The sequence below is a fragment of the Corynebacterium testudinoris genome (genome assembly GCF_001021045.1).
Classification (GTDB): domain Bacteria; phylum Actinomycetota; class Actinomycetes; order Mycobacteriales; family Mycobacteriaceae; genus Corynebacterium; species Corynebacterium testudinoris.
The window spans coordinates 1,770,979-1,794,485 of sequence record NZ_CP011545.1 but is presented as its reverse complement, the minus strand read 5'-3'; the positions used below and the strand labels follow the sequence as shown (position 1 = coordinate 1,794,485).

At 62.6% G+C, this 23,507-nt stretch carries 19 protein-coding genes; 12 read left to right on the top strand and 7 right to left on the bottom strand.

What is annotated here, in order from left to right; genetic code table 11:
• Positions 1–978, top strand: a complete 978-nt coding sequence (gene lgt / locus CTEST_RS08580; RefSeq protein WP_083985520.1) for a prolipoprotein diacylglyceryl transferase — start codon at positions 1–3, stop codon at positions 976–978.
• A gap of 76 nt (positions 979–1,054) precedes the next feature.
• A complete protein-coding gene (gene pyk / locus CTEST_RS08575) occupies positions 1,055–2,488 on the top strand; it encodes a pyruvate kinase (RefSeq protein ID WP_047253390.1) in 1,434 nt (477 codons plus the stop codon).
• Between the two features lie 175 nt (positions 2,489–2,663).
• Here pyk and CTEST_RS08570 read toward each other — a convergent pair whose 3' ends face one another.
• The 4 genes from CTEST_RS08570 to CTEST_RS08555 all read right to left on the bottom strand — a co-directional run bounded on the left by CTEST_RS08570 (position 2,664) and on the right by CTEST_RS08555 (position 8,597).
• Positions 2,664–5,048 carry a glycogen/starch/alpha-glucan phosphorylase gene (locus CTEST_RS08570; protein ID WP_047253389.1) on the bottom strand — a complete coding sequence of 795 codons (2,385 nt, stop codon included), beginning with the start codon at positions 5,046–5,048 and terminating at the stop codon, positions 2,664–2,666.
• 104 nt (positions 5,049–5,152) lie between these two features.
• On the bottom strand, positions 5,153–6,418 hold the full coding sequence (locus tag CTEST_RS08565; RefSeq protein ID WP_047253388.1) for an amidohydrolase: 1,266 nt from the start codon (positions 6,416–6,418) through the stop codon (positions 5,153–5,155).
• Positions 6,419–6,493: 75 nt separating this feature from the next.
• A complete protein-coding gene (locus CTEST_RS08560) occupies positions 6,494–7,210 on the bottom strand; it encodes an 8-oxoguanine DNA glycosylase OGG fold protein (protein ID WP_047253387.1) in 717 nt (238 codons plus the stop codon).
• Positions 7,211–7,259: 49 nt separating this feature from the next.
• Positions 7,260–8,597, bottom strand: coding sequence for a DUF4921 family protein (locus CTEST_RS08555; RefSeq protein WP_047253386.1), 1,338 nt, complete (start codon positions 8,595–8,597; stop codon positions 7,260–7,262).
• Between the two features lie 30 nt (positions 8,598–8,627).
• Between CTEST_RS08555 and CTEST_RS08550 the strand changes: the two genes are divergently transcribed.
• The gene (locus CTEST_RS08550; protein WP_047253385.1) at positions 8,628–9,026 is read left to right on the top strand and encodes a hypothetical protein; all 399 of its coding nucleotides are present in this window, start codon (positions 8,628–8,630) and stop codon (positions 9,024–9,026) included.
• Here CTEST_RS08550 and CTEST_RS08545 read toward each other — a convergent pair.
• Positions 8,996–10,096 (bottom strand): glycerate kinase family protein, encoded by a 1,101-nt coding sequence (locus CTEST_RS08545; RefSeq protein WP_047254338.1) that lies wholly within the window; start codon positions 10,094–10,096, stop codon positions 8,996–8,998. The genes CTEST_RS08550 and CTEST_RS08545 overlap by 31 nt on opposite strands.
• Before the next feature lie 124 nt (positions 10,097–10,220).
• Between CTEST_RS08545 and gdhA the strand changes: the two genes are divergently transcribed.
• Positions 10,221–11,564 carry an NADP-specific glutamate dehydrogenase gene (gene gdhA, locus CTEST_RS08540; RefSeq protein ID WP_047253384.1) on the top strand — a complete coding sequence of 448 codons (1,344 nt, stop codon included), beginning with the start codon at positions 10,221–10,223 and terminating at the stop codon, positions 11,562–11,564.
• Here the strand turns inward: gdhA and CTEST_RS08535 are convergent.
• Positions 11,561–12,013 carry a hypothetical protein gene (locus tag CTEST_RS08535; protein ID WP_047253383.1) on the bottom strand — a complete coding sequence of 151 codons (453 nt, stop codon included), beginning with the start codon at positions 12,011–12,013 and terminating at the stop codon, positions 11,561–11,563. The genes gdhA and CTEST_RS08535 overlap by 4 nt on opposite strands.
• 126 nt (positions 12,014–12,139) lie before the next feature.
• Here CTEST_RS08535 and CTEST_RS08530 point away from each other — a divergent pair, with 126 nt between their 5' ends.
• From CTEST_RS08530 to mutM, 4 genes are read left to right on the top strand one after another with little or no spacing between them, the layout of a single operon-like run.
• Positions 12,140–12,862: a DivIVA domain-containing protein gene (locus CTEST_RS08530; RefSeq protein ID WP_047253382.1), complete on the top strand. Its 723-nt coding sequence runs from the start codon at positions 12,140–12,142 to the stop codon at positions 12,860–12,862.
• A gap of 14 nt (positions 12,863–12,876) precedes the next feature.
• Entirely contained in the window at positions 12,877–13,389 is a 513-nt protein-coding gene (locus CTEST_RS08525; RefSeq protein WP_047253381.1) for a YceD family protein, read from the top strand.
• A complete protein-coding gene (gene rnc, locus CTEST_RS08520) occupies positions 13,386–14,144 on the top strand; it encodes a ribonuclease III (protein ID WP_047253380.1) in 759 nt (252 codons plus the stop codon). The genes CTEST_RS08525 and rnc overlap by 4 nt, the downstream gene beginning before the upstream one ends.
• Positions 14,144–14,992, top strand: coding sequence for a bifunctional DNA-formamidopyrimidine glycosylase/DNA-(apurinic or apyrimidinic site) lyase (gene mutM / locus CTEST_RS08515; RefSeq protein WP_047253379.1), 849 nt, complete (start codon positions 14,144–14,146; stop codon positions 14,990–14,992). Before rnc ends, mutM begins: the two co-directional genes overlap by 1 nt.
• 39 nt (positions 14,993–15,031) lie before the next feature.
• On the opposite strand, the gene CTEST_RS08510 is transcribed toward mutM, so the two are convergent.
• On the bottom strand, positions 15,032–16,018 hold the full coding sequence (locus tag CTEST_RS08510) for an Abi family protein (protein WP_047253378.1): 987 nt from the start codon (positions 16,016–16,018) through the stop codon (positions 15,032–15,034).
• Positions 16,019–16,427: 409 nt separating this feature from the next.
• Between CTEST_RS08510 and CTEST_RS08505 the strand changes: the two genes are divergently transcribed.
• From CTEST_RS08505 to ftsY, 4 genes are read left to right on the top strand one after another with little or no spacing between them, the layout of a single operon-like run.
• Positions 16,428–17,933 carry an alanine/glycine:cation symporter family protein gene (locus CTEST_RS08505; RefSeq protein WP_047253377.1) on the top strand — a complete coding sequence of 502 codons (1,506 nt, stop codon included), beginning with the start codon at positions 16,428–16,430 and terminating at the stop codon, positions 17,931–17,933.
• Positions 17,918–18,199, top strand: coding sequence for an acylphosphatase (locus CTEST_RS08500; protein ID WP_047253376.1), 282 nt, complete (start codon positions 17,918–17,920; stop codon positions 18,197–18,199). Before CTEST_RS08505 ends, CTEST_RS08500 begins: the two co-directional genes overlap by 16 nt.
• Before the next feature lie 31 nt (positions 18,200–18,230).
• Positions 18,231–21,680: a chromosome segregation protein SMC gene (smc, locus tag CTEST_RS08495; protein WP_047253375.1), complete on the top strand. Its 3,450-nt coding sequence runs from the start codon at positions 18,231–18,233 to the stop codon at positions 21,678–21,680.
• A 32-nt stretch (positions 21,681–21,712) separates the two neighbouring features.
• Entirely contained in the window at positions 21,713–23,482 is a 1,770-nt protein-coding gene (gene ftsY, locus CTEST_RS08490) for a signal recognition particle-docking protein FtsY (RefSeq protein ID WP_047253374.1), read from the top strand.
• Positions 23,483–23,507: the final 25 nt, after the last annotated feature.

The following is a 23,507-nucleotide window of genomic DNA, read 5'->3' as shown; positions in this document are numbered from 1 at the left end:
GTGCACACGACGATCCTCGCGAACCTTCCTTCCCCTCCCCAAGGGGTGTGGGACTTCGGCCCCATCCCCATTCGCGCCTACGCGCTTTGCATCATGGCCGGCATTCTCGCTGGTCTATGGCTAACTCATCGGCGCTATGTCGCCCGCGGCGGCAACCCGGACCTGGTGTGGGACGCCGCCCTCGTGGCCATTCCCTCCGGCATCATCGGGGCGAGGATCTACCACGTCATCACCGATTACGATAAATACTTCTGCTCCTCGTGCAACCCGGTCGACGCCCTGAAAATTACCAACGGCGGGCTGGGCATCTGGGGAGGCGTCATTCTCGCCTCGGTAGGCGTGTGGCTGCTCTTTCGCTGGCGGAAAGTCCCCCTCGGCCCGTTCGCAGACGCCGTCGCGCCCGGCATCATCCTCGGACAGGCCATCGGGCGCCTGGGCAACTGGTTCAACCAAGAAATCTACGGCCGCCCCACCGACGTGCCGTGGGCGCTGGACATCTACTACCGCGTGGATGCCAACGGAAACTTTGCTCCCCTGACCGGGCGCTCCACCGGCGAAGTCATCGCCTCTGTTCACCCCACCTTCCTCTATGAGGTGCTGTGGAACCTGCTCATCTGCGGCCTGCTCATCTGGGCTGACCGCCGATTCCGCCTCGGCCACGGCCGGGTATTTGCCCTCTACGTCGCTGGGTACACCTTGGGTCGCTTCTGGATCGAGCTCATGCGCGACGACTCCGCCACCATGATCCTCGGCCAGCGGGTCAACACCTGGGTGTCTTTGATCTTCTTCATCGGCGCGGTCATCGTCTTCTTCCTATTGAAGAAGGGCCGGGAGACGCCGGACGAGGTCGATCCCCACCGTGTGTCCAACGTGACATCAGACGACTTTGAGTCAGAAGATGGCGTTGCACACGCCAAAACCGCAGAAAACCACGGTCAAGGCCCGATCGGACAGTCTGATCGGACGTCTTCTCCTTAGCGAGTTCCGCGCCGTGCAGGTAGGTTGGGGTCTAGTAACTCAACGCCACTTAGCGAAACGGAGAAGGTAGTAACCCGTGTTTAGAAGAACCAAGATTGTGTGCACCCTCGGTCCGGCTGTCGCCAGCCAGGACGCCATTTTGCGACTCGTTGAAGACGGCATGGATGTCGCCCGCCTTAACTTCTCCCACGGCGATCACGCCGACCACGAGCAAAACTACAACTGGGTCCGCAACGCGACTGACGTCAGCGGCCGCGCCGTCGGCATCCTCGCCGACCTCCAGGGCCCGAAGATCCGCCTCGGACGCTTCATCGATGGCGCCACCGTCTGGGAGACGGGCGAGATCATCCGCATAACCGTCGACGACGTCGACGGCACCCACGATCGCGTATCCACGACCTACAAGAACCTAGCCAAGGACGCCAAACCCGGCGACCGCCTGCTCGTCGACGACGGCAAGGTCGGCCTCGAATGCATCGGCGTCGAAGGAAACGACGTCATTTGTAAGGTCACCGAGGGTGGCCCCGTCTCCAACAACAAGGGCGTTTCCCTGCCCGGCATGGACATCTCCGTTCCCGCCCTGTCCGAAAAGGACATCGCCGATCTCCGCTTCGCACTCAACCTCGGCGTCGACTTCATCGCCCTCTCCTTCGTCCGCTCCCCAGCCGACGTCGACCTGGTCCACGAAGTCATGGACGAAGTGGGCCGCCGCGTCCCCGTCATTGCCAAGCTGGAAAAGCCCGAAGCCGTCGACGCCCTCGAATCCATCGTCCTCGCCTTCGATGCCATCATGGTCGCCCGCGGTGACCTCGGCGTCGAGGTTCCCCTCGAGCAGGTGCCGCTCGTGCAAAAGCGCGCCATCCAGATCGCCCGCGAGAACGCCAAGCCCGTCATCGTGGCCACCCAGATGCTTGACTCCATGATCGAGAACTCGCGCCCCACCCGCGCCGAGGCCTCCGACGTTGCCAACGCCGTCCTCGATGGCGCCGACGCCGTCATGCTCTCCGGCGAGACCTCCGTCGGCGTTGACCCGCACAATGTCGTGCGCACCATGGCCCGCATTGTCACCCAAGCCGAGACCGACGGCCGCGTCCCGGCACTGAGCCACGTCCCGCGCACCAAGCGCGGCGTGATCTCCTACTCTGCCCGCGACATCGCCGAGCGCCTCAACGCCCGAGCCCTCGTGTGCTTCACCACCTCCGGTGACACCGCCCGCCGAGTCGCCCGCCTGCACTCGCACCTGCCGCTGCTGGTGTTCACCCCGAACCAGTCCGTCCGCTCCCAGCTGGCACTGACGTGGGGCGCCGAGACGTTCCTCTCCCCGCCGGTGTTCACCACCGACGACATGATGCGCGAGCTGGACGAGGCCCTGCTGTCCATGGATGACTACGACCGCGACGACATGATGGTCGTTGTCGCCGGTACACCTCCGGGAGTCTCCGGCAACACCAACATGATCCACGTCCACCTCTTGGGCGAGGACACCCAGGAGCCGCAGCTTCTCCCATAGGCTGACTGACGTCGAAGGCACCCTCCGTTGTGGAGGGTGCCTTTGTCGTGGGTGCGCGCGTTGCCGAGGTGGGTTGCCTACATAGATTCTCTAGGATCTAAGGTGCTACCAAGCGTTTCCGCTGGTCGCGGGAAATGGCTTGTCGCATTCTAGAGAATCTATGTAGGCCGTGCTGTTACTCGGTGATGGAGACCGGGTTGATCTTCCACACCTCGGTGGCGTAGTCGTTGATCGTGCGGTCGGAGGAGAAGCGACCCGACTCGCAGATGTTGACCCAGCACATCCGGGCCCACGCACGGCGGTCGGCGACGTAGTCGCCGGCCATGCGGTCGCGGGTCTCGCGGTAGTCGGCGAAATCGCCGAGGACGTAGTAGACGTCCGGGGTTTCGTAACCGCCGCCGTCGAGAAGCGACGACCGAAGGTCGTGGAACATGCCGGTGTGGTTGTCGTCGAGGGTGCCGTCGACCAGTGCGTCGATGGTGCGCTTGAGACCGGGGACGGTCTCGTAGGCCTGCCACGGCTGGTAGGTGGCACGCAGTTCGGGCAGATCTTCCTCGCGAGCGCCGAAAATGTAGGCGTTGTCGTCGCCGACCGAATCGTGGATCTCGACGTTGGCGCCGTCCATGGTGCCCAGGGTGAGGGCGCCATTCATCATGAACTTCATGTTGCCGGTGCCGGAAGCTTCCTTGCCGGCGGTGGAAATCTGCTCGGAGATATCGGTGGCCGGGATGATGTGCTCGGCGGGGGAGACGTTGTAGTTCTCCACGAACACGACGCGCAGGACATCGTTGACGTCCTCGTCATTGTTGACAACGTCCGCGATGGCATTGATGAGCTTGATAATCGCCTTGGCGCGGACGTACCCCGGTGCAGCCTTGGCACCGAAGATGAAGGTGCGCGGCGGGACATCCTTGAGGCCATCCTGCTTGATCCGCAAGTAGAGATCGAGGATGTAGAGCGCGTTGAGCAGCTGACGCTTGTACTCGTGGAGGCGCTTGATCTGGGTATCAAAAATGGAGTTCGGATCAACCGAAACACCCTGGCGAGCTTCAATCCACTCGGCGAAGTCAACCTTGTTAGCAGCCTTGATGTCCATGAGCTCATCCATGACGGCATCGTCGTGGGTGAAGGGGAGCAGCTTCTTCAGCACGTCCATGTCGGTAACCCAAGCATCGGAGCCGACGAGACGGTCCAGCAGGTCGGACAAGCGCGGGTTACACATCTTCAACCAGCGACGCGGGGTGACACCGTTGGTCTTGTTGTTGAACTTCTCCGGCCAAATCGCGTGCCATTCGCCCAGAGTGTCACGCTTGATGATTTCGGTGTGCAGGGCCGCAACACCGTTGATGGAGTAAGAGGCGTAGCAAGCGATCCACGCCATGTGCACCTGGCCGTCTTGGACGGGTGCCATGTAGTTGATGAGCTGCTCATCCAGGCCGCGCTCGCGCATATCCACCCGGAAGCGACGATCGATTTCGAGGATGATCTCCAGCACTCGGCCGAACAGCTGCTGGAAGATGGAGACGTTCCACTGCTCGAGAGCCTCAGCCAGAACAGTGTGGTTGGTGTAGGCGAAGGTCTTGGTGACGATATCCCAGGCCTCTTCCCAACCCATCCCATGCTCATCGAGGAACAACCGCATGAGCTCGGGGATGGCCAACACCGGGTGGGTGTCATTGAGCTGGATGCAGTTGTACTCGGCGAAGGTATCCAGTGAGCCGTGGTTGGCCAGGTGCGAATCAATCATCGACTGCAGGGAAGCAGAGACGAAGAAGTACTGCTGACGCACACGCAGGACCTTGCCGGCGTAGGTGGTGTCGTTCGGGTAGAGGACGCGGCACAAGTCCATGACGGCCTCGCGCTCGACGATGGCGTCGGTGAAGCGCTGAGAGTTGAAGGCGTCATAGTCGAACTCCTCCAGCGGCTCGGCCTTCCACAGGCGCAGGGTGCCCACGTTGTCCGTGCCGTAGCCAGTGATCGGCATGTCATAGGGCACGGCGGAGACGGTCATGTCGTCGAAGTTGACGATGCGGGCCTCGGTCTCACGGCGGATGTAGAAGGGGTAACCGTCTTCCTTCCACGCATCCGGGTGCTCGGTTTGGAAGCCATTTTCAAAGGTCTGCTTGAACAGGCCGTAGCGGTAGAGGATGCCGTAACCGGTGACCGGAAGATCCTGGGTGGCGCAGGAATCGAGGAAACACGCTGCGAGGCGGCCGAGGCCACCATTGCCCAGGGCAGCGTCATTCTCTGCCTCAAGGATGTCGGTGAAGTTCTGACCGAGCTTCTCCACCTCAGCGGCAGCTTCCTCGGTGAGGCCGAGGTTGGTCGTGTTGTTCAGGAGGGCACGGCCCATGAGGAACTCGGCGGAGAAGTAGTGCTGCTGGCGGGTAGCCGCATACGCCTCGGCTGTGGCCTGCCAGTTGTCGGCGATCTGCTCCATGATGCTGGCGGAGAGGCCGAACCAGAACTTCCGGTCACTGGCCGACTGGGGGGTGGAGCCTGATGCGGCACGGACATGTCCGCCGACGGTCTGGCTCAGCGCGGGGGCAGATTCGCTCATGAAACTCGCTCCTGGAAATGTTGATGACAAATCGGGTACTCAGTCAGCATATCGGGGCTAGCCCAATTCCTCTCTTCCGGCTAGCGCTATTGCCCAGCTACCGCCTATTTCGGCGTGTTCTTACCCACATATGCCAGCACGGCAGCCGCCGCGGCCTTGGTGGTGGCGTCAACAGTGGGTTCGTACTCGGGAAGAAAGGTACTCATATGGTTGACAGGGACATCATCTTTGACCCGGTTCTCGGCGACAGCCTTATCCCACAGCTCCCGGGGTGTACATCCGACGACCCAGAACAAATACGGAACACCAAAGGCGCGGGGGATGTTGGCAAAATCCTCCGACACTGTCGTGCGCCGGGCGTCGACGGACTCCTCGCCGAAGACGGCGTCGAAAGTGGGACGGACCTGTTCAAAAACGGTCTGATGGTTATCGATGAGCTCGCCATGAGCGAAGAATTCAAACGTCGGCTCCTCCTCGATACCAGAGGCTTGGCATTCGGCGATGACCACTCGTTTGATGGCGGCGTACACACGACGTTTAACCTGGTCGTCATAGAAGCGACAGTTGAGCACCAAGTCTGCCGAGTCCGGGATGATGTTGTTGGTTGTGCCGGACTTCAACGTGCCCACGGACACCACGGCGAAATCGTTGGGGTCAACCTCCCGGCCGACGATGCCTTGCAAACGGATAACCACCATGGCGGCGGTGTACGTCGGATCAATCGAATTGTGAGGCATCGAGCCATGGGCGCTGCGCCCGGGGATGTGGATGCGGATCGAATCGCAGGCCGCGAACTGAGGGCCGGCCATCGTTTGCACCTCGCCCGCGCGGCCAGGCATGACGTGCTGGCCCAGGCACACATCCGGGCGAGGAACACGGGTGAGCAGCCCGTCGGCGATCATGGCATTCGCACCGACGGCATTTTCCTCCGAAGGCTGGAAAAGGGCGATGAAGGTGCCTGACCATGCCTCACGGTGGGCGTCGAGAAGCGCACAGGCACCCATCAACGCTGTGGTGTGCATGTCGTGCCCACAGGCATGCATGACACCGGTCTGTGTGCCATCGGCCGCAGGGCGCAGCCGCGTGGAGGCAAACGCAACGCCCGTTTCTTCCTTGACAGGCAGCGCATCAAAGTCCGCGCGGAATAGCGCCGTCGGACCCTCACCATTACGGAAGATTCCGACGACCCCGTATCCCCCGATGTGAGTAATCACCTCACAGTCGAAGCCCGCCAACTTGGCCGCGATCTTCTCCGCCGTCTCGCTCTCGTGGCCGGATAGCTCGGGCCGCTCGTGCAAGTCTTCGTAGAAGGCCTGCTGCCAAGAAAGGTCGGCGGAATGCTGGGAGAGGAGACGGGAAATGTCACTCATGGGGGTGTTCGGAAGCTCCTTAGTGGGTTGAGTGCCTGATACACGGCTTGCGGACAACTCTAGTGGAAGGCATTCTCAGTGCCCAGGAGTCGAGAGGATGTTGGGACAAGGCGCAATCGCTCCACCGTAAAACAGGGTGTACTCAATGACGTCGGTAGGAAGCTCTGGGCGCCAGCGTCGTTGGAGTTCCTCAACCACATCAAGGTAGTGAGTGTATTCGTCGGTGGACCATCCAGAGGTTTTCTTCCAACCCAGAGATCTGGCGACTTTCATGTCCAGGATGAGCGGGTGTCGGGTATCCGTCTCCTTGGGAGAACCGGCAGCGAAATAGAGCAGCTTGGTAAAGAAAGCTGGGCCTAAGAATTTGATCCTATTCCGGTTGTAGTTATTGAATGCTCGGTATCCCTCGTCGGCTGTTTCTGTCTTGGCCAACCTCAGACCTGTCAGGAGACGTTGTGGTGCGTCGATTTCTCCAAGTGGCCTTAAACATCGGTCCACTTGTTGGGCGCTACTACCAGCGCCCCAGGCACAGACTGCGACGTAGAACCTCACCGCATCGTCTTCCGTCTCGATGGACTCACCGAGTGTAAAAAGGTTGTCTCGGGATACCGACAGCTTTGGCTCTGGCCTGTTGAGGATGGCCGGAAGCTCGAGCACTGCGGGCCACCGTTTCTTCCAATGATCGAGATAAAACACCGACGTCTGCTCCCGCACGTCTTTGAGGCAAGCGTGCTGTTTGGCCGGGCCAAGGACCTCGAGAGCCAGCGACAGTTCTTGCTCCGATACAGTCACAACATTTCCTCCTCTTGTTTCGCCACTTTTTCCTTGACCACCCATCCGACTACCGCAGCAACGGGTTGTACAACAGCGAGTTCCGCTCCGCCGAGCATTCGGTGGCGATCTTGATGTCGGGTGCGATGGAGCCCTCGTCGCGCAGGCGGTAGAGGGCGGGGACGACGCGGTCGCGGACGTCGGTGGGGGAGAGGGTGTTGACGTAGATTTTGGAGACGCCTTCGAAGCCGGCGACGGTGGACATGCGCCATTTGATGTTGACTCGCCAGGGCATGGGGATGTCGAGGTCGATGGGTTTGTGGTGCCATTCTTCGTTGCAGGCGACGTCGGGTCCGACGGCGGCGTGGCAGGCGTGGATGAGGTCGCTCATGCAACGCACTTCCGACGGAGTTTGTAACCACGGTTCGGGGGCGGCGGAGCGGGAGTAGACGGTGAGGGTGGGGTAGCGGTGGCCGATGCCGGCGGTGACCACGGCGTGGTCGTTTTCGGCGATGATGAGGTTGCGGTAGCCGGCGAAGTCGACACCCCATTCGTTGTACATGTTGGCGTTATTGCGGAGGCGGGAGATTTCCATTTCCGCTTGGACGGAGCGTTCGTCGATGGCGACGAGTTGTTTGTGCAGGTGGTCGAAGGAGGCTCCGGCGGGGGCGAGCCAGTTTTGGAAGGCGACGACGTAGGGGGCGTAGCGGTTGCGTCGGTAGAGGTCTTCGATGGCGTCGATGGTGAAGGCGATGAAGCCGTAGTGCTCCTCGGGGGTGAGGGTGCCGGAGGAGGCGAGTTGGTTGTCATACCCGGCGCCGTCGATGAAGTGGCGGCGGCCGATGATGACGTCGTGGCCTCCGGCGAAGTAGCCGTCGGACAGGTCGAGGAGGGCGTCGTCGGTGAGGTCGGCGAGGTCTGCGTCGCGGCCGCCGGCGCGCAGTCGGGTGCGCACGATGTCGAGTACGTGTTGTCGGCCGATGGGATCGGCGAGGTAGGCGGCTTTGCGCTCGATGGTGTCGGTGTCCATGAGGAAGCCGTAGTTTTTCACCCAGTAGTCGTAGGCGACGATCTCGAAGAGGTTGGGCACTCGGCGGAACTGTGCTTCGGTGTCGTTGAGCTGCTCGGGGAGGAGGCCGCGGACGATGGACCAGCCGCCGTCGGCATCGCGCACCATTCGTGCTTTTTCTGGCGGGGTGGCCAGGGGAGTGTCGGCGCAGAAGGAGCAGGCGTGGGTTTTGTCGCCGTCGGGCAGGGGTTGGGGGTCTTTCGCTGGGGTGGCCAGTGGCCGGTTGCCCCGCCCGGGAACGGTCCACACTTCGGTGCCGGAAAAGGGGTTGACCTGCTTCACCGTCCCGTCGGCCATGGTGATCAGTGGGTCGCGGGGGGCGTGGGCGGGGATGCTCATGACTTAAACACTATTAGCTAGGCTGGCGCCATGCCTGCAATCCTCTTTGATGTCTTGCTCCCCGCTGAACCGGCCGCTCAGCTGCTTCGTTCTTTCGAGGGTGCCGTGAATAAGCTGATCGCCGCTGAGAAGCTCACTGGCGGGTCGGTGACGCTTGATCCGCATCCGCCGCTGGTTGATGGGGTGGAGGAGGCGTTGCGGCAGTCGTATCGCGATGAGCATGAGGACGCCGAGCTCGCCGATGCCAGCGTTGTCCGTTATGTCATCACCGTGGAGGGGGCGACGGGGTCGATCAATCAGTTGGCGATGGTGCTCTCGAGGTTTATGACCCCGCAGGCGAATCTCCCCGCCGATGCGGTCTTGTTGGAGAACCAGTCGTCGTTGGAGGTCCCCGCCATTTATCCCTGGGCGGTGGAGATCCGCAGGTAGTCGGCGGCTATCGCCGCTCCTGCTTGGAAAAGCTGCTTATCGACGTCCCCGTCACCCAACTCCGCTGCAATCACCCCGTCACCGGGGTCGAGGTCCATGCGCCCGGCGGCGATCGCGAGGGTGGCATCGGTGCCCTCAACGAGCTCAGCGATGGTGCCCACGACTTTGCCCGTGAGGGACTGATCGTCGAAGGCGCCTTCGCCGGTGATGACGAGCCCGGCCTGCTGGATCGACTCCGGCAGGCCTAGGGCGTCGGCAACCACCTGCGCGCCGGGCAGGACGTGAACCTTGCTGGGGTTGCCGTGCAGCAGGGTGGAGAGCCAGTGGATGGCGACGGGGATGGCGCCGGCGGCGCCATATCCCGGCGTGAGTGGGTCGACGTTGAAGATGTCGCAGGCGTGGGTGAGGGCGGCGTCGAGAAGCATGACCTCATCGGGGGTAGCCCCCTTTTGCGGGCCGAAGACTGCGGCGGCGCCGTCCGGGCCGACGACGGGGGCGGTGACGTCGGTAAGCAAGACCCATTCGACGGCCGCTGCGGGGATGTTGAGTTGCGCGGTATCCACGCTGGCGAGCTCGCCGAGCTGACCGCCTCCCTTGGGGAGGGCATAGCCCTGCGAGTTGAGGGGCGTGGCGCCGAGGGCGACGAGGATGCCCGTGCCCGCGTCGACGGTGGCGGACCCGCCGAGGCCTAAGACGATGCGCTCGGCGCCGCGAGTCTGGGCATCCGCAATGAGGACGCCGGTTCCGTAAGTGTCGCCGGTCAGGGGCACGGGATCGTCCGCAACGGCGGGCAAACCGGACGCGGCAGCCACGTCGATGTAAGCGGTGCTGGCCTCCGCATCGAAGGTATAGGTCGCATCGGTGAGGCGACCGGCGGCATCAACCGTTGGGAGGGTGATCTGCTGACCGGCGAAGGTAGCGGCCGTACCTTCCCCACCATCAGCCATGGGGGCGAGGGTGATCTGCGCATCCCGAATGACCGAACGCACGCCCTCTCCTAAGTAGCGGGCGGCCTCCTGAGCGGTGGCCGTGCCTTTGAACGAGTCCGGGGCGATGATGACGGAAACCATGGGATTCAGCATAGAGGGGTGACCGAGGTTACTGCCCGTCAACTTGCATGAGACGGCTCGCACGTGAAAACTACTGGAGAATAGAAATGTACGAACCCGGCGTTCCGGGACGGAAAGGACACCCATGTCTGTTGATGAGCAGGTCTCGACCTACTACAACATGCTCCTTAAGCGAAACGCGGGCGAACCCGAGTTTCACCAGGCCGTCTCTGAGGTTCTCGAATCCCTCAAGATTGTCCTAGAAAAGGACCCGCACTACGCCGACTACGGCCTCATTCAGCGCCTGTGCGAGCCGGAACGCCAACTCATCTTCCGGGTGCCGTGGGTCGACGACAACGGCGTTGTCCAGGTCAACCGTGGTTTCCGCGTGCAGTTCAACTCGGCGCTTGGCCCCTACAAGGGTGGCCTGCGCTTCCACCCCTCGGTCAACCTGGGCATCGTGAAGTTCCTCGGCTTCGAGCAGATCTTTAAAAACTCCCTCACCGGCCTGCCCATCGGCGGCGGCAAGGGCGGCTCCGACTTCGATCCCAAGGGCAAGTCCGACGCCGAGGTCATGCGCTTTTGCCAGTCCTTCATGACCGAGCTGCACCGCCACATCGGCGAGTACCGCGACGTTCCCGCCGGTGACATCGGCGTCGGTGGCCGCGAAATCGGCTACCTCTTCGGCCAGTACCGCCGCCTGGCTAACCAGCACGAATCCGGCGTCCTCACCGGCAAGGGCCTGGCCTGGGGCGGTTCCCTCGTGCGCACCGAAGCCACCGGCTACGGCACCGTCTACCTCACCCAGGAAATGATGAAGGAGCACGGCGAGGATCTCTCCGGCGCCAAGGTCATCGTCTCCGGCTCCGGCAACGTCGCCATCTACGCCATCGAAAAGGCCCAGGAGCTCGGCGCCACCGTCGTCGGTTTCTCCGACTCCTCCGGTTGGGTGGAGACCCCCAACGGCGTCAACGTGGAACTGCTCCGCGACATCAAGGAAGTCCGCCGCGAGCGCGTCACCGCCTACGTCGACGAAGAGACGGGCGCGACCTACCACTCCGATGGCTCCATCTGGGACCTCGCCGCTGACGTCGCCCTGCCGTGCGCCACCCAGAACGAGCTCAACGGTGAGCACGCCGCCACCCTCGCCGCCAACGGTGTCCGCTACGTCGCCGAAGGTGCGAACATGCCCTCCACCCCGGAGGCCATCGAGGTCTTCCGCGAGAAGGGCGTCCACTTCGCCCCGGGCAAGGCAGCTAACGCCGGTGGCGTGGCCACGTCCGCTTTAGAAATGCAACAGAACGCCTCCCGTGACTCCTGGTCCTTCGAGTACACCGACCAGCGCTTGCACATGATCATGTCGAACATCTTCAAGAACATGTCCAAGACGGCGTCCGAGTACGGGCACGAGCACAACTACGTCGTCGGTGCGAACATCGCCGGCTTTAAGAAGGTCGCCGACGCCATGCTCGCCCAGGGCGTTATCTAGCCCTTCGCGGCATCACGCAGCTGCTGGTTCGTGGCGGTGCACTGAGCGGTGCCGCCCGGACCAGCAGCTGTGCTTTCACTGACCAACGTCTCGCCCACGAAGATCTGACAGGTCACCGCCCCACTTTCCGCCTCGCTGTTGGCTGCGGTGAGGTGGGCGGCGTCGTACCCGCTCAACGTTGCCGTCGCTTCCCAGCCGCTGGAGACGTTGCTTTCATCCACCAGTGCCGAATTCGGCCCGGTGTACGTAATGGAGACGTCCTGAGACGTCCCGTCCAGGCGATACGTGACATCGAAGCTGTCGGATGCCTGCTTTTTCACCTGGTCAGAGGCGTTATTAACGTAGAGGGAGCAGGCGCCGAATAGGACGAGTGCTAGCACCGCGAGGCTGAGGGGAATAATCACCGCGCGGCGGCGAAACCACGGGGTGGTGGGTCGGGGAGTGCTCATGGGAAAGCCTTTCTCGTGCTGGAAGGTCTAGCGGTGTGCTCTTCTTGCCAACCTAGAGGATTCGTCTGGGAGACACACCTGACCGGCGAGCGCCCATATCGCTGTCCTGCCGGTACGCTGACATTTATGTATCGCGTTTTCGAGGCCCTAGATGAACTCGTCCAGACTGTGGAGCAGGCGTATGGCGTTCCCATGACGTCGAATTGCATGGTCCCGCGCAATGACATGCTGGCTTTGCTCGATGACCTGCGCAATGCGCTGCCCATCGAGATTGATGATGCCCAGGATGTCCTGGATAAGCAGGACAACATCCTCCGTGGCGCCGAAGATCGCGCCCGCGGCATGGTAGAGGACGCTGAGGCCCAGGCTGCGGGCATCCTCGCAGATTCCCAGGATCAGGCGGACGCCATGGTCGCTGATGCTCAGCACCGTGCCACCACGACTGTCTCCCAGGCCGAGGATGACGCTGACCGCATTGTGGGCGGCGCCCGCAGGGAAGCAGAAGACACCGTCGCCCGCGCCCAGGATGAGGCCGATCGTCTCAACGCGGAAGGCAAGGAGTCCTACCGCCGCGCCGTCGAGGATGGTATGGCGGAGCAGAAGCGACTGGTTTCCGAGGCGGAGGTCGTGCGCCGCTCCAACGAGGAGGCTCACCGCATCGTCGATGCGGCCCACGCCGACTCGAACCGCCTGCGCACCGAGTGCGACGAGTTCGTCGACTCCAAGCTGGGAGAATTCGAGGAATCCCTCAACGGGGTCCTGCGTTCCGTCACCCGCGACCGTCAAGCTTTGCGACGCGGCGCTGGTGCCGCGGGCAGCGACTACGCCCCGCGCCGTCGAACTGAGTAAGCTCAGGTCTCGATATGACTTCACCTTTCAAGTTCAACATTGCCCGGCTCAGCGACTTTGAGCAGCGAACCCAGACCGGCCCCGCCCCCGTCCGCATCGGCCCCGAAATGATCGGAATCCCCGAAGGCGGGGAGGTCACCGTCGACGCGACCCTCACCCACCTCGGTGGGGGAGTGCTTGTCGACGCCGACGTGCGCGGCGAGCTCATCGGCCAGTGCGTTCGCTGCCTCACGGAGATCCGCCGCCCGCTGGATATGCACATCAGCCAGGTCTTCTCCACCTCGCCCGACTTCGTCACCGGCGACGAGGACGAAGACGGCCTCACCGATGACATTCCCGAGGTCACCGGCGATACCCTCGACCTCCTGCAGACCGTCATCGACGAAGCCGGCCTCACCCTGCCGTTCAACCCGACCTGCGACGGCGGCTGCTCGGACGAGGAGACCCCCGCCCCCGACGGTGTGTCCGGCGAAGACGAGGACAAGCTGCAAGATCCCCGCTGGGCCGGGTTGGAGAAGTTCCTGTGAGCCGAAAGAACCGTCTGACCGGCGACGAAGCACTTGACGCGGCTTTCCGCGCAGTCGATCACGCGCCTCTGCTGGCCGCCCTCGGCATCCCCTTGGCCGATGAGGGCCTGCGCCTGGCGCTGACCCACCGCAGCTTCGCCAACGAAAACGGCACCCTGCCCAACAATGAGCGGCTGGAATTCCTCGGCGACGCCGTCCTCGGCCTGTCCGTAGCCAATCAGCTGTACACGCAGTATCCCTCGCGCCCCGAGTCGGACATTTCCAAGATGCGGGCATCGATCGTCTCCCGCTATGGGCTCGCCGACATCGCCCGCGAGATCAACCTTGGCCCGCACATCCTGCTGGGCAAGGGAGAGCTGGTCACCGACGGTCGCGACAAGGATTCCATCCTCGCCGACACCACCGAGGCGCTCCTCGGAGCGATCTACCTCGAGCACGGCTTCGAAACCGCCCGCGGCGTGGTCCTGCGCCTGTTCGCCGCGAAGATCGATGCTGCTTCCGCCACGAACATCCACCGCGACTGGAAGACCGCCCTGCAGGAACGGGCAGCTGAGCTGAAATACCCCATGCCGGTCTACTCCGCCACCTCTACCGGCCCCGATCACGACCTCACCTTCACCGCCACCGTGACGGTCAACGATGTCCCCCTCGGGTACGGAGTCGGCGCCAGCAAGAAGTTCGCCGAGCAGAAGTCCGCCCATGAGGCCTACCGGCTGCTCCGCGATAAGCCCCTGGCGGCCCAGAAGGAGCAGTAGTGCCCGAGCTACCCGAGGTAGAGGTCGTTCGGCAGGGACTAGAGTCCCATCTGTTGGGCTCTCGATTCGAGTCAGTCGAGGTCCTCCACCCCCGCGCCAACCGCGGCCAAGATGCCCCGCTCGACGATCTCCTCGTCGGCGCTCACATCCACGACGTTCGTCGGCGCGGCAAATACCTATGGTGCGACCTCGGCCACGACTCAGCCCTCTTCGTCCACTTGGGCATGAGCGGGCAAATGCTCGTCGGCAAGCCAGGCACCTGCACCTCCAAGCACCTGCGCATTCGCGCCACGCTCGTTGGCGATGATGCCGACCACGAGCTCGCCTTCGTCGACCAACGGACCTTCGGCCGCTGGCTCTTCACCTCCACCCGCGACGGCGTGCCCCTTCCCGTCACCCACATCGCCCACGACCCCTTAGAGCCTGGATTCGACCCCGCCGAGGTGGCCCGACGCATCCGCAAGAAAAACTCCGCGATCAAAGCCGTCCTACTCGACCAAACCGTAGTCAGCGGCATCGGCAACATCTACGCCGACGAAGCCCTCTGGGCCGCCCAGATCGCCCCCACCCGCCGAGCATCCTCCCTCACCCAAGAAGAAGTAACCCAGCTTCTCGACGCCGCCGCCGACGTCATGGCCCGCGCCCTCGAACAAGGCGGTACCTCCTTCGACTCTCTCTACGTCAACGTCAACGGCGCTTCGGGCTACTTCTCCCGGTCACTCAACGCCTACGGCCAAGAAGGGGAGCCGTGCGTGCGGTGTGGCACGCCGATTAGGCGCGAGAAATTTATGAACCGGTCGAGCCACTTTTGCCCGGCTTGTCAGGGGCGGAGCTTTGCTGAGCTTTGACTTCGTGTTCGTGAACTCCAGCAGCCAGGCACTAGCCATCTAAGGTTTCCAGAGCTTTAGAGACTCCCAGTCCGTGGGTGCACCCATTGACTCGATCGATAGAGCATGCGTAGTTGGGAATTCACGAAGAAGTGCGGACGTCCGTTGCGTCCAGTCAGCTTCTGGGTCGATTGACGTCAGTACATACGCGATGACGGCAAGGGCGTTGTAGGTGCCAAAGACACCTTTTGCATTCTCACTACCCCGCAAGTGGTCGAGGAGCGGGATCTGGCCAACTTTAGGGCGGGAAGGCGCGTTCTGGAGCTTCCTATTGAACAGCCGGGAGTGGTGTGCAGCAACGTTGCGTACATAATTTAGGCTGGCCAGCCAACTCGACATGATTTTCTTCGTTGGAACTCCGAAAGCCGTCGCAATCTCCTCAGCATCTTGTTGATTCATGCCGCGGTATAAACCAGAGAGTTGCCCCAACTCAAGGATTTCAGTGAGGGCCCACACTGGCATTCGGTCCTCGTACTTCTCCCTGAAGTGCTCGACGAACCTCTCATCCGAACGAGATCTTCGCTCGTTCACCTTCTGAAGCCATTCCACATGCTTGCTCGGGCCAGGGTCTCGAACGTCAGTGCGCTGGTTAACAAACGATGTGGTGAAGACGGCTGGGTCTTCGTAGGCAAATGGTGATCTTTTCCCAAGTGCGTAGCCGACTTGCATACGGACTGCGACCTCGAAACGCTCGATGCCATCCATCACGAGCATTCGCAGCCGTCGATCGAAATTGATGATGTCTTCCGCATGTTGGAGAGTCGTTCCCTGACGATAGGCAGCAAGCACTTGGACTCGAGCGTGGCCTTGTTCGTCGGTTGAGTGCTCGGACTCGCGGTAAGGGTATAGGTATCCGGTTAGTCGGTAGTACCCCACGGCATGCAGGATGGAAGCTGCTCGATCGCGATCCTGGATTGTCACCCCCTGACTTGAAAGCCGATCAATCTGCTCGTCGACTGACAGCCAGGGCTTCTCATACTTAGCCATGGTCCCCGCAGGAATAGAAAATCAGCCCGCGCTTTTGGCAACGGGCTGATCATGGTGGGTTGATGATAGCACAACGCGGTGGAGAGGTCGACATAGGAGGAAGTGGTTGACTTATATGTGAACTTGACGGCCTTCCGAGATCACATCGTCACCCTAGCGGTTGAAAGGCGGGTCTTGGAGCCCATCGTCGAGCACTTGCCATCCCTGCGGTACTCGGTCCCTGGAATTGGACGCAGCTAGTGGCACGTCTGATGGTTCGCACCGTGCGGCCCAGGGAGGTGCCTGTCTCTGGCGGATGGGTGAGCGGATGTCCTCCGATGCAGGGGTTGATTGCGGACTCGTCCCAGTGAACCATGACGATATTCGCCTAAGTGGTGACCGCAGCCACAAGGCGAGCTACATTAAAGCAATGGAAAACATCGAATCGTTCGTCACAGGGACGATCAACGACAACCTCTGGACGGTCGTGCCGTGGTTGCTCATTGCGGCCGGACTCTACTTCGGCATCCGTACCCTGCTGGTCCAGATCCGTCTGGTGCCCGATATGTTCCGGTCCGTCATGGAGAAGCCTGGTGGGAAGGGCAAGGACCAGGATGATGAGTATGGCGGAATCTCGGCGTTCCAGGCGTTCACCATCTCGGCGGCGTCGCGCGTGGGTACCGGCAACGTGGCTGGTGTCGCAGTCGCTATCACGCTGGGTGGGCCGGGTGCGGTCTTCTGGATGTGGATGATCGCCATCATTGGTGGCGCGACGGCGTTTGTGGAGTCGACGTTGGCCCAGCTGTGGAAGACGCGCGATAAGGATGGCAACTATCACGGTGGCCCGGCGTATTACATGACCAGGGGTCTCAATGCCCGCTGGCTGGCGATATTGTTCGCGATCTTTATCTCGATTACGTATGGCTTCATCTACAACGCTATCCAGACGAACTCGATCGTCGAGGCGGTTGGCCAGTCCCTGCAGCGTGATTCGCTGGGCTTCAAGATGATCATCGGTGGCGTCCTGGCCCTGTTCACGGCGTCGATTATCTTCGGTGGTGTGCGCCGCATTGCGCATGCCACTCAGATCATTGTTCCGTTCATGGCGGTGGCCTACATCATCGTCGCTGTCATCGTGTTGTCGCTGCGCATCCAGGAAGTTCCGGGAGTTATCGCTGACATCGTCGGCCACGCTCTCGGCTTCAAGGAAGTGGTCGGCGCGACGGTCGGCGCGGCGTTCATGAACGGTATGCGTCGAGGTTTGTTCTCTAACGAGGCCGGCCAGGGTTCCGCCCCCAACGCGGCCGCTACGGCGACGGTGTCGCACCCCGTCAAGCAGGGACTTGTGCAGACCCTGGGCGTATATTTTGACACGTTGGTCGTCTGTTCCATCACCGCTTTCATCATTCTGCTCGGTAGCCAGGACATGGTGTACGGCGAGAGCATCCAGGGTGCGTCCCTAACTCAGGCGGCACTGTCTAGTGAGGTCGGCGCGTGGGGTACGCACTTCGTTACCTTCATCCTTTTCTTCCTGGCGTTCTCCTCCATCCTGGGTAATTACTACTTGGCTCAGGCCAACATCGAGTACCTGACCAAGTCGACAACCTGGCTCAACGTGTTCCGCGTGGTTGTGGTTGGGTTCGTGTTCTTCGGTGCTGTCGGCTCCCTCCCGCTGGTCTGGGCGCTGGGCGATACTTTCGCGGCGTCGATGGTCTTCATCAACCTCATCGCGATCATCCCGTTGGGTGGGGTGGCCTTCAAGCTGCTCAAGAACTACGGTGAGCAGAAGCGGCAGGGGCTCGATCCGGTGTTTAACCGTGACATGCTCCCTGAGCTCAAGAACGTCGAGGTGTGGGACGGCTCCGACCCGGTCACTCGTCGTAGCGAGGAAGACCGCCGCAAGCTCGAAGGTCGAAGCGAATGGCCGATCGTCTAACTGCTTACGTGCACGGATTGGTGCAGGGCGTGGGCTTCCGCTGGTGGGTGCGCGGTGAGGCCGTCGAACTGGACCTCACCGGGTCTGCCACCAATCTTCCCGATGGTCGCGTCTGCGTCGTCGCGGAAGGCTCGGGTGATCACCTCGAAGAGTTGCTCCATCGGCTGCAGGAAAAACGGACGTCCCATCGTCGCCCAGGTCGGGTGGACCGAGTGGCTTTCAAGTGGTCCCCGGCCAAGGGCGAGCGCGGGTTTAGTGTCGAATAGTCCTGTCGGGCCCAGGTGTTAATCTGACCGGGTGCATTTGAAGTCGTTGACACTTAAAGGATTTAAGTCCTTTGCGTCTGCGACGACCCTGAAATTTGAGCCCGGCATCTGCGCGGTGGTCGGGCCGAACGGGTCGGGTAAGTCGAACGTGGTGGATGCGCTCGCCTGGGTCATGGGGGAGCAGGGCGCAAAGACCCTGCGTGGCGGCAAGATGCAGGATGTCATCTTCGCGGGGGCGGGGGATCGTCAGCAGCTCGGCCGCGCTGAGGTGACGTTGACCATCGATAATTCTGATGGTGCGCTGCCCATTGAGTACAGCGAGGTCTCGCTCACGCGCCGGATGTTCCGCGATGGTGCGAGCGAATACGAGATCAATGGTGCCAAGGCCCGGCTCATGGATATCCAAGAGCTGTTGTCGGATTCCGGTATTGGCCGCGAGATGCACGTCATCGTCGGGCAGGGCCGACTTGCCCAGATCCTGGAGTCGAAGCCGGAGGAGCGTCGCGCCTTCATCGAGGAGGCGGCGGGTGTGCTCAAGCACCGCCGCCGGAAGGAGAAGGCGCAGCGCAAGCTCGTTGGCATGCAGGCGAATCTGGATCGCCTCACTGATCTCACTTCGGAGCTTAAGCGCCAGCTCAAGCCGCTGGCCAGGCAGGCAGAGGCGGCGCAGCGGGCGGCGACGGTCCAGGCCACGCTTCGCGACGCCCGCTTGCGGCTGGCCGGCGATCGCGTCCAGCGTCTCCGGCAAGAGTTTGAAGATGCGGACCGCCGCGCTCGCCTGCTCGCGGAGGAAGTAGAGGAGCTCACCGAGCGGCTGGAAGAGGCTAGCGACGTGCAGGTCACGCTCGAAGGTCAGCTGGAGGGGATCACTCCGCAGGCGGAGGAGGCTCAGCAGCTGTGGTTTTCGTTGTCCACGCTGGCGGAGCGGGTCTCCGCGACCTCGCGTATCGCGGCGGAACGCAGTGCCAATGCTGGAGCCCAGATCGCTTACGCCGGGCAGGATCCGGAGGTGCTGGAGCGGCGCGCGGCGGAGGCAGAGGAAGAGTTTGAACTGCTCACCGAAACCGTGGACATGGCTCGTGAGCGGCTGGAGTCGATTCGCGATGAGGTGATGGACCGGGAAGAGGCGCGGAGGGAAGCCGACTCCGAGCACATGGCGCAGGTGCGCGCGATCGCGGATCGTCGAGAAGGTGTGGTCCGCCTCATCGCTGCGGAAGAGTCCCTCGCTGGCCAGGTCGCGGGCGCGGAGGAGGAGATCGCGCGCCAGGAGGAAACCCTCGCCGAAACGTTGGCGCGCACCACCGCCGCCGAAGCCGAGGTGACGGAGGTGGCCGCCACACTCCAGGAATTGGGTGGACGGCGGGAGCCCTTGGACGAGGCGCATGTGCGGGCGGCGAGCGAGGCCGGAGCCGCCGAGAAGCGCCTTGACCAGCTGCGGGAGCAGCAGCGTCAGCGGGAGCGGGCGGTGTATTCGCTGCAGGCGCGGATCGATACGCTGCGCCAGAATGCCCCGACCGTCGACGCCGCCGAGAAACTAGGGGAGTGGACCGCCCTCGCCGACCTCATCAGCAGCTCCGAGCCGCGCGCGGTCTCTGCTGCGCTGGGGGCACACGCCGAAGCACTGACCGGCCACCTCAGCGACGGTCTGCTCGCCGAACTCGCCGGTAGCACCCGCACCGTCCTCATCGACGCCAGCGACTCTGGTCAATCCTGGCGGCTGGACGCCACGCTGCCGGATGGGGTGACGTGGATTCTGGACCACGTGGACGTCGATAAGCGAATTCTTGTGGCAATCAACCGATTGCTTGCCGACGTCGTCCTCACCGCCGACCTGCCCACCGCCCGGAAGGCGGTGGCACACGACCCGCGGCTGCGGGCCGTGACCCGCGACGGCGTGCTGTGCGGGCAGGGGTGGGTGCAAGTCGGCCATGGTGCGACCACTCCGGTCGAAGTCAGCGCGCAGATTGCGGATGCTGACAAGGAACTCGTTAGCGCGCGAGCGGAGTTGGAAGAATTGTCCGGCACGCTCGCCGGTGCCAGCATCGCGGCGGAGGATGCGCGCGTCGATGCCGCAGCGAAGAAGGCCGCGCTGCGCGAACACGACCAGTCGGTGGTCGCGTGGGAGAGGGATGCCGCGCGTTTGCGGAAGCAATACGAGGCCAACCGGGCGGAGCACCAACGCGCCGCCGAGCGTGCCACGGGTGCTGAAGCCCGACTCGCCGGACTGCGCGATGAGTTGACGCAGGTGCGCGATCGCTTGGCCCGAGTCGACGATGCGGATGCGCCGGAGGAGCCATCGACGCTTGCCCGAGACGAAGCGCAGACAGCGTTGGCGCAGATTAAGGCCATGGAAATGGAGGCGAGCCTCGCGCTGCGCACCGCCGAGGAGCGCGCCAACCAGGCCGCGGGCAAGGGGGAGAACCTACGCCGCCAGGCTGTGCATGAGCGACAGGCGAAGGCCCGCCACGATGAAGCCATGCGACGGCGTCGAGAAGCAGCTGAGCTCGCGGAGAGCGTGGAAAAGCATGCCCGTGACCTCGCGGCGCGAGTAAACGACGCGACGGCGCGGGCAGTGACCAACCGCGACGAGCTGACCCAGCGGCGCACAGCGATCTCCACGGAGCTCGCACGGGCAAAAGATAAGGTCAGCGCGGCCCGCAACCAGCTCTCCCGCCTCACCGACAATGCGCACGCCGGCGACATTGCCCGTTCCCAGGCGCAGGTGCGTATCGACGAAGCCGAGTCGAAGATCGTCGAGCAACTCGGCGTACCCATCGCCGACTTGATGGCCGACTACACCCCCGACGAGGACTTCAACCGGCCGGAGGAAGAAAAGCGCCTCAAGCAGGCCGAAAAGGACCTCACCGCCCTGGGCAAAGTCAACCCCTTGGCGCTCGAAGAATTCAAGGCGCTGGAGGAACGCTACGAGTTCCTATCCACCCAGCTCGACGATGTTATCCAGGCCCGCAAAGACCTCTCCGGCGTCATCGACGACGTCGACGCCCGAATCCTGCAGCTATTCACCGATGCCTGGCACGACGTCGAAGCTCAATTCCCGCACGTCTTTGGCACGCTCTTCCCCGGTGGCGAAGGTCGACTCATCCTCACCGACCCCGATGACCTGCTCACCACCGGCATCGACGTCGAAGCCCGTCCCCCGGGCAAGAAGGTCAAGCGCCTTTCCTTACTCTCTGGCGGCGAAAAATCTCTCACCGCGCTGGCGATGCTCGTCGCCATTTTTAAGGCGCGACCCAGCCCCTTCTACGTCATGGACGAAGTCGAAGCAGCGCTGGACGATGTCAACCTTCGCCGCCTCATCGCGCTTTTCGAAGACCTGCGCAAAGACTCCCAGCTCATCGTGATCACTCACCAAAAACCCACGATGGACGTAGCGAACGTCCTCTACGGCGTCACCATGCGCGGAGATGGCATCACCCGAGTCCTCAGCCAGAGAATGAGCCCTCAGCACGAACCTAGGTGAGAATTCCGGCCAGTCCTGCCACTATGGACACTATGAACTTGACCATTGTCTCCATTGCGCTTGCCGCACTCGTCGTCCTTCTCCTCATCATCGCCATCGTGGCTATCGGATTGAACCGCCGAAAGAGCAAGACGGTGAGCTTTGAAAAGAACGAAGAAGAACCGAAAGAGCTCACCCAGCAGGAGAAATCCGGCAACTACCAAGCCACCGGTGGTTTCAACTTCGCCCCAGCCAAGCAGGCCGAGAAGGAGCCCGTGCCGGTCGTTCCGGTGGTTCCCGTCGAGCCGGAGAGGGTATTCGAACCGGAGCCAGTTGAACCGGTCGAGGTGGCGGAGCCCGTCGAGACTGGCGTCGTCATCGATGAAGCCACAGTTGAAGAAGATGTGCAGTCCGCTTCCGAACTGGACCTGAACCCAGTGGTTGTCGAACCGGTTGAGGTGGCAGAGTCCGTCGAGTCTGACGTCGTCTTCGATGAAGCCGTGGTTGAGGGAGATGTGCAGTCCGCTTCCGAGCTAGACCCCAACCCGGTGGTTGTCGAACCGGTTGAGGTGGCAGAGCCTGAGGTTATCGCCGAAGAAGAAGAGGTTGCCGAGGTTGCGCCCGAGCTCGTCGAGACTGACGTCGTTCTCGATGAAGCCACAGTTGAAGAAGTTTCGTCGTCCGCTTCCGGGCTAGACCCGAACCCAGTGGTTGTCGAACCGGTTGAGGAACCGGCAGTGGAAGAAGAAGTGCTCCCGGAGCCCGAGGTTGTGGAGGAAGCTGAGGAGGCTGCCGCTGCGGCGGCGGTGACTGTCGATGCCGTCGAGGAGGCTGTCGAGCAGACTCCGGTCCCAGAGGTTGCGCCCGAGCCGGAACCGGTGCCCGCTGCGGTGGAGGAGATTGCTCCCGCATCAGGGCGTTTGGGTCGTCTGCGTGGGCGGCTGTCGCGTTCGCAAAACGTCATTGGGCAGGGTGTCCTGGGCATTCTGAGCGCGGGCGATTTGGATGAGGATGCGTGGGAGGAGATCGAGGACACGCTCATCATGGCGGATCTTGGCACGGCGGTGACCACGAAGGTGGTGGAGTCGCTGCGGCTGAAGATCGCCGAGCGTGGTGTGTCCAGCGAGGAGGAGGCGCGCGCGATGCTCCGTGAAACCCTCATCGAGGCGGGTGGTCCTCACCTGGATCGATCGATCAAGGCCATGCCTTATGAGGGCAAGCCGGCCGTCGTGCTCGTCGTGGGTGTCAATGGCACTGGCAAGACGACAACGACGGGCAAGCTGGCGCGTGTGCTCGTGTCGATGGGGCACACGGTGTTGCTCGGTGCGGCGGATACGTTCCGTGCTGCGGCGGCTGATCAGCTGGAGACGTGGGGGCGCCGAGTTGGGGCGTCGACGGTGCGGGGTTCGGAGGGGGCGGATCCTGCGTCGGTGGCTTTCGACGCTGTGGCCACGGGCATTGAGCAGCAGGCCGACGTCGTGCTTATTGATACCGCCGGGCGACTGCACACTGCGACGGGTTTGATGGATCAGCTGGGCAAGGTCAAGCGCGTGGTGGAGAAGAAGGCGGTTGTCGATGAGGTCTTGCTGGTTCTGGATGCGACGGTGGGCCAGAACGGTCTGACGCAGGCGCGGGTGTTCCGAGACGTCGTGGATATTTCCGGCGTTGTGCTGACCAAGCTGGATGGTACTGCGAAGGGCGGCATCGTTTTCCAGGTGCAGGAGGAGCTGGGAGTTCCGGTCAAGCTTGTTGGCTTGGGGGAGGGCGCTGATGATTTGGCGCCGTTCGACATCGCGGCGTTTGTGGACGCCCTCCTCGGGTAGAGACCGGGAGCAGGCGCGGGGGTAG

Bases quoted from the DNA above. Each gene is read 5' to 3' on its own strand.
- CTEST_RS08570 (WP_047253389.1), bottom strand. From the start codon at position 5,048: ATGAGCGAATCTGCCCCCGCGCTGAGCCAGACCGTCGGCGGACATGTC.
- CTEST_RS08565 (WP_047253388.1), bottom strand. From the start codon at position 6,418: ATGAGTGACATTTCCCGTCTCCTCTCCCAGCATTCCGCCGACCTTTCT.
- CTEST_RS08555 (WP_047253386.1), bottom strand. From the start codon at position 8,597: ATGAGCATCCCCGCCCACGCCCCCCGCGACCCACTGATCACCATGGCC.
- CTEST_RS08550 (WP_047253385.1), top strand. From the start codon at position 8,628: ATGCCTGCAATCCTCTTTGATGTCTTGCTCCCCGCTGAACCGGCCGCT.
- CTEST_RS08545 (WP_047254338.1), bottom strand. From the start codon at position 10,096: ATGGTTTCCGTCATCATCGCCCCGGACTCGTTCAAAGGCACGGCCACC.
- gdhA (WP_047253384.1), top strand. From the start codon at position 10,221: ATGTCTGTTGATGAGCAGGTCTCGACCTACTACAACATGCTCCTTAAG.
- CTEST_RS08535 (WP_047253383.1), bottom strand. From the start codon at position 12,013: ATGAGCACTCCCCGACCCACCACCCCGTGGTTTCGCCGCCGCGCGGTG.
- CTEST_RS08530 (WP_047253382.1), top strand. From the start codon at position 12,140: ATGTATCGCGTTTTCGAGGCCCTAGATGAACTCGTCCAGACTGTGGAG.
- CTEST_RS08525 (WP_047253381.1), top strand. From the start codon at position 12,877: ATGACTTCACCTTTCAAGTTCAACATTGCCCGGCTCAGCGACTTTGAG.
- CTEST_RS08510 (WP_047253378.1), bottom strand. From the start codon at position 16,018: ATGGCTAAGTATGAGAAGCCCTGGCTGTCAGTCGACGAGCAGATTGAT.
- CTEST_RS08505 (WP_047253377.1), top strand. From the start codon at position 16,428: ATGGAAAACATCGAATCGTTCGTCACAGGGACGATCAACGACAACCTC.
- CTEST_RS08500 (WP_047253376.1), top strand. From the start codon at position 17,918: ATGGCCGATCGTCTAACTGCTTACGTGCACGGATTGGTGCAGGGCGTG.
- ftsY (WP_047253374.1), top strand. From the start codon at position 21,713: ATGAACTTGACCATTGTCTCCATTGCGCTTGCCGCACTCGTCGTCCTT.